Consider the following 11,153-nt stretch of genomic DNA (forward strand, 5'->3'; position numbering starts at 1 on the left):
TCGAAACAGCCTCAAATCTGTTTCGAACCAGAATGCCTTTTGTCTCGGAAAGGTGTCGAACATCAGAGGTAAAGTAGTTATTTATTACGAGCGATCCTCCTAACATCCTTTACTATTTGAAACTTCTACAAACTTACAACCTCTCCCATTCTACCTCCAGTAGTTATAACTCTAAATTTATAAGTCTTTTTAGCATCGTACACTATAGACTGCCCTGCCTTTTTAGATCTTAAACCAGGTTCTTCTCCATTATCAGTATAGTAAACATCAAATCCGGGATATTCTGTATTGACCAATAATTTTCCACCTTCCGCTTTTACACCAATCGCAGGTAGTCTGTAATCATAGCCACCATTCAACACATTTAGCTTTTGTAATTCATCCTCTCCTACCTTCTTCACAAATCCCCGATAAGCATTATCAAAGGTTGCTTTATTAAATGTATTGGTCTTCTCCCATACCGTTTCCTTAGCCCATGCTCTTTCTGCCAAAGCCAGTAATCTTGGATAAAGCATATATTCCTGTCTATCGGCAGTAAGCATTTTTTCTGCCCAGGCTCCGGATTTGATACCTATAATATTATTTTTGCCTTTTGCAGTTAAACGTTCCTTTTTATCAAAATAGTTAGCCGCAAGTGGTTTCTCTTTACTATCCTCGGTTATGTTAAGGAAAAAATCAGTTGGCAAAAATGAATAGGACTTATACAAGTCAATAAAACCAGCCCAGGTATGTCCCGGTTCTTCAAAAGTATTTCTCCAGGCCAAATCCAGATAGAAATTATTGGCACTGGTGTATACCACTTCGTATCCTGCATTCGCCAGCCTATAAGCTAAATCCTCTTGCCCTCCACCAACAATATTGTTCCAAACATCCAGGCGGATTTTCTTAGCCGCCAGTTCAGGATTAACACGCATTCCTTTTCCCTCATTTATCATTCCCATTTCTTCCCATCCAGCTAATTTCAACCCTTTAGACGCGCATAAATCGGCTACTTTAGCAATATAATAAGGCCACACCTCATAGACAGAGGTCATTTTCAAACTATCCATCAGCGTTCTTATCTTCGGCGATTTCTCCCAAGAGCCACGAGGCACTTCGTCTCCACCTAAATGGATCTGTTTTAGCTCTACACCTGCCTTTTTATACATCGCTTGCACTTCATCAATTACAGTCGAAATAAATCTATAAGTAGAAGGCATAGCCACATTCATCACATTATCATCCCAGTACTGGGCAGAACGGTAAACAGAAACATCTCCCATATCATGAAGCAGATACTTTTCGGCTTCCGCCTTGTTACCCAGTTTCATATATTTCTCGTATCGGGCCTGCATAGACTTAATAGAAGCTCTGGCATGTCCGGGTGTTTCTATCTCGGTAACTACTTCTATATGTCTCTCTTTCGCATATTTCAGTATGTCTATGAAATCTGCTTCTGTATAGTAATCTTTAGCTGACGAAGAAGCCCCCGAACCGTACGAAGGCTGCAAACTTAAACCGTCCTTAAATCCGGCAGATCTTTTGCTTCCTACCTCGGTTAATTCGGGTAATGACTTAATTTCCAATCGCCAACCTTCATCATCTATCAAATGCAGATGTAATGTATTCAGTTTATACATGGCCATTACGTCAATAACTTTCAGAATTGCCTTTTTATCATGAAAGTTTCTCGCAACATCTATAAGCACACCCCGGTAACCAAACCTCGGACTATCCTCAATATTCACCAATGGCAGAACAACAGAAGAACCCGCTTTCCATTGATTGGCTGTCATTAGAGATTTAATGGTTTGAACGGCATAAAACGCCCCTTTAGAATCGGAAGCTTTTATCACAATTTGGTTCCCCGAAATAGTCAATTTATAAGCTTCAGCAGCTAAACTACCATCTGTTAAAAATTGTATGGTATTCGTTGCAGCCAATTTATTGTCCAATTCAATCTTAGCATAGGTTTTAAAAAAGTCTGTTAAGGCCTTTCTTTCCTGTGCAAATTGTTGAGGAGAAACAACGTGGGTTCCTTTCGAAATTGTGAAGCCCTGGCCTTTTGTCAACTGAATAGACTGAGGTTCAGGAATGATTAATTGTTTCACTCCCCCCAGACTTTTTGTATTAATCACATACTGTTCTTTCAATTTCTCCTTCATTTCTGCCGGAGTAAATACACTCTTATTAATCTGATAATTAATAATCTCGTTAGCCTCCTTCGTCTTCTCGTTAAGCACATACAGTCCAGCAGGCGCATCTGTAAAATTTGGTACTAGTCCCTTAGTCACATAATTGATCTCCAGCTTACCTTTAGCCGGGATGACTAAGTTAGGATCCTTAAATCCTAAACGATACAGATCACCATTTTCATGGGTCATGCTAAACCTCTGATCTACTGAAGCCACATCTATTCTTCGCATAAAGTTGAACCAGATACTCCAGTCCTTACAAACAATTGGCTTCTCTGTAGGATTGATAATAGTTATTCGGGATACTGGATTGGCTTTACTTTTACCTGTTTCTATTAAATCCCACCGAAGCTGAATTTTTTTATAAATATCATCTGCCTGCACAGTAAAAGCATAAAACAAGGAAAGAATCGCTAAAAATTTCTTAGTCATCATTAATTAATAGAGTTTATATACAATAAGACACCTAATTTTAAGTTTAGGATGTATGAATATCAAAAATTACTTTGGAAAAGCCAGCTACGTCATAGCTTGTTTTTACAAAAATAAAAATTCTATGACCGATTTTTTAACAAATCAGCAAAAAACACAATAAAGTTTAATTTTAAAACAAAATAAAAAAGCAATATTTTTACAATTTAAATATTTGACTTCTTATATTTAAGAAGATTTTTTTTTTGCACCTTTGCATCTCATAAAAGAACTAAGTTATAAATGGGCTTATTTAATTGGTTTACAAAAGAAATTGCTATTGACCTGGGTACCGCAAATACCCTCATTATACATAACGACAAGGTGGTTGTAGATGAACCGTCTATCGTTGCATTTGATAGAACAACAAACAAAATTATTGCCATTGGCCGTCAGGCGATGCAAATGGAAGGAAAGACACACGAAAACATTAAAACTGTGCGTCCGTTAAAAGATGGAGTAATTGCAAACTTCAATGCGGCAGAGCACATGATTCGTGGCATGATTAAAATGATCAACAATGGAAAAGGTTGGTTTTTTCCTTCTCTGAGAATGGTTATTTGTATTCCTTCCGGAATTACCGAGGTTGAAAAAAGAGCGGTTAAAGATTCTGCTGAAATTGCAGGAGCAAAAGAAGTATATCTTATTCACGAACCTATGGCTGCTGCCGTTGGTATTGGTATAGACGTGGAAGAACCTATGGGTAATATGATTATCGATATCGGTGGCGGTACGACAGAAATTGCTGTTATTGCTTTGTCAGGTATTGTCTGCGATCAGTCAATCAGAACTGCGGGAGATAATTTTGACTCAGATATCGTAAATTACATCCGCCGTCAGCATAACATCATGATTGGCGAAAGAACTGCTGAAAGAATTAAAATCGAAGTAGGTTCTGCTTTACCAGAATTGCAAGATCCACCTGCAGACTTCGCTGTTCAGGGTCGCGATTTAATGACCGGGGTTCCTAAACAAATTACTGTTTCTTATACAGAAATTGCACATTGTTTAGATAAATCTATTTCTAAAATTGAAGAAGCTATTTTGAAAGCGCTGGAGATTACTCCTCCGGAACTTTCTGCAGATATTTACCAGACAGGAATTTACCTGACCGGTGGTGGTGCTTTGCTAAGAGGGCTGGATAAACGTATCAGTGCTAAAACCAAATTACCTGTTCATGTGGCAGATGATCCACTTAGAGCGGTTGTAAGGGGTACAGGTATAGCCCTTAAGAACACGCAAAACTTTAAGTTTTTATTACAATAACAAAGACAACAGGAAGTAAGAAACAACATGCTAAAGCCTGCTTGTTTCTTACTTCTCAAAATCCAATAAAATGCTATGCGTAATCTTTGGAGGTTTATCAGTAACTATAACGCCTTCTTCTTGTTTATCATCTTTTTTACGACCTCTATCATTTTATTGGTTCGCAACAACGATTTCCAAAGAGCCAGTTCGCTTAACTCTTCCAATCAGATTATAGGTAATATTTATAATCAGGTCAACAGCATCACTAAATATTTGCATCTGGATGTCGTAAACGATAGTTTAGCTAAGGAAAATGCGCGTCTCAGAAATATGCTTCCTTCTTCTTTCTTTAGCGATAGCCTGAAGACAAAACTGATTAAAGATACCATCCATCGCGTTCAATACCAATACATAGAAGCAGAAGTTATTAATAAAACAGTAACTTCCAGAAACAACTACCTCACTATAAATAAAGGGTCTGTTCATGGTATCAAAAAAGGAATGGGAGTTATAGGTCCTTCGGGAGTTGTTGGTATTGTGTGGAATGTATCACCTGATTTTGCTTCTATACAGTCTGTCTTGCATGAAGACACCAGAATTACCTCTTCTATAGCAGGCACACCTTATTTCGGCCCCTTAATGTGGAACGGTAAAGATCCGAATATTGTTACCTTATCAGATATTCCCAACCAGCTTCACATCAAAAAAGGCATGAAAGTTATTACCTCCGGATTAGGACGTATTTTTCCTAAAGGGATAGCCGTAGGTTCTATTGTAGCATCGGGAATAAAAGGTGGCGGTAATTTTATGGACATTAATGTCAATCTGGCTACAGATTTTTATTCATTGCAACATGTTTACGTTATAAAGAATTTTTTCGCAGAAGAGCAGGCGACTTTAGAAGCGCAAAATAAAGAAAGTATAAATGAATAGTGTATTATTTAAAAATATCTTAAGATTCATCATTCTTATATTCGCACAGGTCTTCCTGTTGAAGAATATGGTATTTTATAATCTAAATGTACCTTTTCTCTACATTCTTTTTATTCTGCTGCTCCCATTTGAAACGCCTACCTGGCTATTATTTGTCCTTTCGTTTCTTCTGGGGATTATCATAGACCTGTTTAATGACACTTTGGGACTTCATGCGGCAGCTTGTATTGTATTGGCACTGATGCGTGTTTTTTTCATCAATATTACGGTTCAGAAAGACAATTACGATAGCGATCCGGAGCCAACCCTGGGTATTATGGGATTTCGGTGGTTCTTTTTTTATACAGTTTTATTAACCCTAATCCATCATTTCTTTTTATTCAACCTGGAAGTTTTCAGGTTATCTGAAATTGGCGGAACCTTAAGCAGAGTATTTATCAGTTCCGGGCTCACAATAGTTTTGATTTTTGTAACCGAATTGGTTTTTTATAAGAAAAAACAACGGAATTAATAATAATCAGGCTCTCATTCCGTATAATACAACGCTTTTAATTATGTTTGTTAAGGTGTAATTTTGCACACCACATTTCTATAAGATGAATAGTTTTTTTGCCAGGAAATACATTATTCAGGGCATCTTTATATTAGTATCTCTGATCTTGCTTGCCCGTCTCTACTACATTCAGGTAGTGGATGACAGTTATAAACTTTCTGCCGATAATAATGTGCTCCGTAAGTTGGTTATCTATCCTGCAAGGGGAGTTATTTTAGATAGAAATGAAAAAATATTGGTTCAGAACGAACCTATATATGATTTAATGGTTATCCCGGCCCAGGTTAAACCGTTTGACACGCTTGAATTTTGTGGGCTTATAGATATTACCAAAGAACAATTCGATAAAAAATTCAAGAAAGCTGTCAATTATTCAAAATACAGGGCCTCCTTATTTGAAAAACAGCTATCAGCCAAAACATATGCGGCGTTTCAGGAAAAGCTATTTGAGTTTCCGGGATTTTATGTCTTAAACCGGTCGGTAAGATATTATCCTGATTCTACCGCAGCTCAGTTCTTAGGATACATTGGCGAGGTTAATGATAGGGAAATTGAAAAATCGGAGGGTTTCTACAGACAGGGCGACTACATTGGCAAATCTGGTATAGAAAAATCTTACGAGGATTTACTGCGCGGGCAAAGGGGGGTTAGAAATATCATGGTTGATGTTCATAACCGGGAACAGGGCGCATTCTTTGAAGGAAAATACGACACGCTGGCGGTAGCCGGAGATAAACTGATCTCTTCGCTTGATAAAAAACTGCAAATGCTTGGCGAAAAGTTAATGGTAAACAAAATAGGATCTGTTGTTGCCATAGAGCCCGCTACAGGAGAAATTCTGGCCTTTATAAGCAGTCCAAAATACGACCCGAACATGATGGTTGGTCGCCAGAGAGGTAATAATTATATGAAATTGCTGAAAGATCCAAGCAAGCCAATGTTTATACGCCCTACACAGGCAGAATATCCCCCTGGTTCAATTTTTAAAGTAATCAACGCTTTAATAGGTCAGCAATTCGGAGCAATTACCCCAACCACCTCATTTTATTGTGGCGGCGGTTACAGATACAGTTCGCGTGGAGTAATGCGCTGTACCCACGTACACGGTAATACGAATCTTATCCGTTCTATAGAAGGATCTTGTAATACCTACTATGGCTATGTTTATAATCGCCTCATTGATAAAACAAACACCAAGCCTTCCATTGCCTACACTAAATGGAGAAATGCCGTAAATCGCTTTGGAATAGGTTCTGAATTAGGTATTGATCTTCCTGCCGAAAGAAGCGGGTTATTACCTACTGCTGATTTCTACACTAAACGATGGGGAAGCGATAAATGGGGTTCCAGTTTTAATATCTCTCTTTCTATTGGACAAGGCGAATTAGGTATAACTCCGTTACAGATGGCTAATACCATGGCGATTGTCGCAAACAGAGGATTTTATTACAGACCACACCTTATTAAGGCAATTGGCGATAAAAAAGTCGTTAAAAAAGAATTCACAGAAAAGATAAAAGTTGGTATAGATGCTCAGCATTTCGAACCGGTAATAGAAGGCATGAGCCATGTGGTAAACTCTCCGGGTGGAACAGGTTACTATTCGAAAATCGCGGATATTGAAATGTGCGGAAAAACGGGAACCGTACAAAACCCGCATGGAGCAGACCACTCTGTCTTCGTAGCATTTGCTCCTAGAAATAATCCTAAAATAGCGATTGCTGTAGTAGTAGAAAACGCTGGATACGGATCTACCTGGTCTGCACCAATTGCAAGCTTATTGGTAGAACAGTACCTTAGAGATTCTATTTCCAGACCTAAATATTATGTAGATCGTCTTCTTAATACAAATCTATTGCCTTATCAGAAAAAGCCAGCAAAGCCACTCATTAAGAAAGACTCTGCCAGTAATCAACAACAAATAACAACTGCTCAATTATCACCAGCAAAAAAGGAAGATGAATAGCTATACAACACATAATAAAGGATTCTTTTTTAGAGTAGATGGTTTTACTATTTTACTTTTTTTATGTCTGGTTACTATTGGTTGGTTCAATATTTACGCTTCTGTATATTCTGACGAAGTCACTTCTATCTTCGACATTAACACGAATTTCGGAAAACAGTTAATATTTATCATCATATCTGGCCTGGTTGGGCTCACTATCCTTTTATTAGACAGTAAATTCTTCATCACTTTTTCTCCGATATTTTATGGAATAACCATTCTTTTGCTCTTACTCGTTTTAATTATCGGTAGAAATGTAGCGGGTAACCAGGCCTGGATTCCAATTGGAAGTTTCAGGTTACAACCTTCTGAATTTGCAAAATGGTCTTCGAGTTTGCTTTTGGCAAGATATATCAGCACCGGAAATTATAAGCTTACAGATATCAAAGTAATTGCGGTATGTGCAGCAATATTAGGTTTGCCTATGTTTCTGATCATGTTGCAGCCCGATACCGGTTCGGCAATGGTTTTTGGATCGTTAATATTGGTTCTATATCGCGAGGGCCTTTCGCCTTACTACCTTATCTGCGGTCTTATGATGATTGTCCTGTTTATAACAACGCTTTTATTCAGCAAGCTATACGTTATATTAGCTTTAATCGCTTTAACAGGATTTTTAATTTATCAATTTCAAAAAAACCGAAAGACTTTAACCATTCTGATTACAGGTTTCTTCTTATCGATTATCTTTATTTTCTGTGTCGATTTTGTTTATCAAAATGTACTTAAACCACATCAAAAAGGTCGTATAGATATTTTGCTTGGCATCACACAGGATTTAAGAGGCGCTGGTTATAACGTTAACCAATCTAAAATTGCCATTGGCTCTGGTGGATTGGAAGGAAAAGGCTTTTTACAAGGGACTCAAACGAAATTCAATTTCGTTCCCGAACAAAGTACAGATTTTATATTCTGCACAGTTGGCGAAGAATGGGGCTTTATTGGCAGCTTCGTTGTGATTACCCTTTACATTGCCTTACTTTTAAGAATTATTCATATTGCTGAAAGACAGCGCTCTTCCTTTAGCAGGATTTATGGCTATTGCGTTGCCTGTATCATCTTTTGCCATTTCTTTATCAACATAGCCATGACCATAGGATTAATGCCTGTAATAGGTATTCCATTGCCATTTTTAAGCTATGGTGGTTCTTCACTTTTAAGTTTTACCATATTATTGTTTATTTTACTGAAACTGGACTCTAACAGAATGGGGCTTAATTCCTAATCTGGAACGTACTGACGACTTAACGCATTTGGAGTAAGCATCAACTTATACACCTCTAGCAATAAACTATATAAGCACAAGCGGACGCTTGCGCTACTGTAATTCTTAACTCAGACATTACATGACTGTTTAAGATGTTGAAATTGGTATCCATCCATCTTAAATAAATACTGGTCAATAAAAATGTGTTTGATGCAAGCGTCCGCTTGTACTCTTAAATAACAAACTTTTTATCTATTAAAATTGCCTTTTGAACCAAAAGCTTTAAATTTTAAAGCAAAAAACCCATACCTTAAACAGGTATAGGCTTTTAAGAATATCAAAACAGTATGGTATAGACCGAAGTCTTAATTCTTAAACTTACGATTTAAGATCTCATAAAGCCTGTCAACAACAGCTTGTTTCTCGGCCCAGTTATTTTTAACTGCATAATTTTTCATCAGGAAATTATCTGCCGCTTCAAAAGAATCAAAACGGTTTAATATCTCTATAGCTTCGCTATAAGCCAGATTATATCCGTTAAATAAGTCCTTGATAAATATCATTTTATCGTTGAGGCTGATCGCTGATTTTAAGTCTGCAATAGGTTTTGAAAAAGCAGATGCATTGCGCTGTGCCGACAACATTTCATTCAACGACATTTTTCTCTCCGGTTCTTCTCTTACGGGGGAAGTTACGGTTGGTTCATGTACGGGTTTAGGTTCTTCTTGAGGCGTATTGAACAAAGACTGAATTTTAATCTCGGTTTTAGGTATTTCACTGGAAATAACAGGCTCTGGCGGGGTATCTAAAATCTCTTCTTTAAGAATTGGCTCTTCTGTTTTTGGTAATAAATCTCCGGTTTCCGGTTCAAACACCTCATCCAATTCGGAGTAGTTTTCTTCTTCTACTTCAATAACTTCGCGTTCTACAACGATGTCTTGCGGTAAGTCCTTTTCTTCTGCCTCTTCGGTTTGCTTAAGTTTATCTATCACATCCTGCTCTTCGTTGCTAAGTTCCCTGTCAAAAACTTCCTCCAGCTCCATATCTTTCTCATAATCGAAAATCATTTCTGTAGGTTCAGGAAAATCAAACTTAAATTTCACCGATTCTTCTTCCTTAACAGGTTCTTCTATCGCAGGTTCTGTATAAGAGGCAGCAGCTTGCGTTTCGTTATTTGGAACTTCTTCGGTATATTGATTTTGAACCTGAGGCTCTGAATTTTCCGGAAGTTGAAGCGTATGCTCTCTTTCGTTTAACTTCTTGAAAATTTCTATATGATCTAACAGAAAATCGGCATTCGCAGTAAATAGCTCTAGCTCAAGAATATTCACATGCTCATTTGTACTTAAATACTGATGTTGTTCATTCAATTCCTGTAAAATATTTCCTATTTTCCTTAAGATTTCTTCTTTGTTCATCATATTAAAAATTACTTTTAGCCGCTTCGTGTTGGTAATTTCGCTATCAAAAATAACATTTAAATTCTGATATTAGTTTTTGCGAAATACAATATCGCACTGATATTTTATAAACGTAGCGGTTTTAGAATTATTTGGTTTGAAGAAAACCGGGTTTCAACTCATTTAGGAATCTCATTTTGAAAAGAAATAAAGAATTTGGTGGCAGTATAGAAGTCATTTGTGGTTCTATGTTCTCGGGAAAAACCGAAGAGCTTATCAGAAGACTTACCCGGGCTAAGATTGCCCGACTGGATGTGGAGATTTTTAAACCTAAAACCGATACCCGTTACGACGAAACTGCTGTAGTGTCTCATAATTCAACCACTATTCCTTCTACACCTGTAGAACATTCCTCGGCTATTTTATTATATGGAAGTGAGGCACAAGTGATTGGGATAGACGAGGCTCAGTTTTTTGATGATGAGCTGCCCGACGTCTGCATCAAACTGGCAAATAAGGGAATCAGGGTTATTGTTGCCGGTCTGGATATGGATTTTACGGGCAAACCTTTCGGCCCCATTCCCACGCTAATGGCTGTCGCTGAAGATGTCACCAAAGTCCAGGCTGTATGTATGAAATGTGGCGCACCTGCATTATACAGCCTAAGGCTGAACAGCAACACCAATAAAGTGCTGCTAGGCGAAAAGGAAAGCTACGAACCTCGTTGCAGGACTTGCTATAATGAGGACAAACAGCTTTATTAAACCCTTTCTTAAAAGCTAAACGAGACGGAAGTGCAAAATTTAAGAAGCTGTGTTTCATAGCCGAAACATGGTATTCTCTCCTTTTCGGAAGGGAGAAGATATTCTAAGGCAAATGAGGTGAATGCTTAACTTGATGCCTATGAGACCGCTTCGGAACTTCTTCGGAAAAATTAAGCCGTCTCCAGAACAATGTCTGAAGCGTGAGCGAAGCAAAAGCGGAGCAAGTCCAATACATTAACGGAGTTTAGCGGACTTTAACGGACTTTAGTGGAGTTTTATGGACTTAAAGACGAATTATAGCCAGGGAAAGGGAATTTGAAAGGATATTTATAACAATACCAATAAGATAGTTAAATATAAACAATTTAAATAGAGAATGAAATGAAAACACCTAA

General features: G+C 37.7%; 8 protein-coding genes. 6 read left to right on the forward strand and 2 right to left on the reverse strand.

All coding sequences use genetic code 11. The annotated features are described in order from the left end of the window. Window positions 1-125: 125 nt before the first annotated feature. The gene (locus ABWO41_RS09980) at window positions 126-2,609 is read right to left on the reverse strand and encodes a family 20 glycosylhydrolase (RefSeq protein ID WP_353137248.1); all 2,484 of its coding nucleotides are present in this window, start codon (window positions 2,607-2,609) and stop codon (window positions 126-128) included. A gap of 279 nt (window positions 2,610-2,888) precedes the next feature. On the opposite strand from ABWO41_RS09980, the gene ABWO41_RS09985 reads away from it, so the two are divergent. The 5 genes from ABWO41_RS09985 to rodA all read left to right on the forward strand — a co-directional run bounded on the left by ABWO41_RS09985 (window position 2,889) and on the right by rodA (window position 8,612). Then, window positions 2,889-3,911 (forward strand): rod shape-determining protein, encoded by a 1,023-nt coding sequence (locus ABWO41_RS09985; protein WP_353137250.1) that lies wholly within the window; start codon window positions 2,889-2,891, stop codon window positions 3,909-3,911. 75 nt (window positions 3,912-3,986) lie between these two features. Then, window positions 3,987-4,826, forward strand: coding sequence for a rod shape-determining protein MreC (mreC, locus tag ABWO41_RS09990; RefSeq protein WP_353137252.1), 840 nt, complete (start codon window positions 3,987-3,989; stop codon window positions 4,824-4,826). Next, on the forward strand, window positions 4,819-5,337 hold the full coding sequence (locus ABWO41_RS09995) for a rod shape-determining protein MreD (protein WP_353137254.1): 519 nt from the start codon (window positions 4,819-4,821) through the stop codon (window positions 5,335-5,337). The genes mreC and ABWO41_RS09995 overlap by 8 nt, the downstream gene beginning before the upstream one ends. Before the next feature lie 85 nt (window positions 5,338-5,422). Then, window positions 5,423-7,345, forward strand: a complete 1,923-nt coding sequence (gene mrdA, locus ABWO41_RS10000; RefSeq protein ID WP_353137256.1) for a penicillin-binding protein 2 — start codon at window positions 5,423-5,425, stop codon at window positions 7,343-7,345. After that, a complete protein-coding gene (rodA, locus tag ABWO41_RS10005) occupies window positions 7,338-8,612 on the forward strand; it encodes a rod shape-determining protein RodA (protein WP_353137258.1) in 1,275 nt (424 codons plus the stop codon). The genes mrdA and rodA overlap by 8 nt, the downstream gene beginning before the upstream one ends. Before the next feature lie 347 nt (window positions 8,613-8,959). Here rodA and ABWO41_RS10010 read toward each other — a convergent pair whose 3' ends face one another. Then, the gene (locus ABWO41_RS10010) at window positions 8,960-10,015 is read right to left on the reverse strand and encodes a DUF8457 domain-containing protein (RefSeq protein ID WP_353137260.1); all 1,056 of its coding nucleotides are present in this window, start codon (window positions 10,013-10,015) and stop codon (window positions 8,960-8,962) included. Window positions 10,016-10,191: 176 nt separating this feature from the next. Between ABWO41_RS10010 and ABWO41_RS10015 the strand changes: the two genes are divergently transcribed. Further along, window positions 10,192-10,758: a thymidine kinase gene (locus ABWO41_RS10015; RefSeq protein WP_353137262.1), complete on the forward strand. Its 567-nt coding sequence runs from the start codon at window positions 10,192-10,194 to the stop codon at window positions 10,756-10,758. Window positions 10,759-11,153: the final 395 nt, after the last annotated feature.

It is taken from the genome of Pseudopedobacter sp. (genome assembly GCF_040392825.1).
Classification (GTDB): Bacteria; Bacteroidota; Bacteroidia; order Sphingobacteriales; family Sphingobacteriaceae; genus Pseudopedobacter.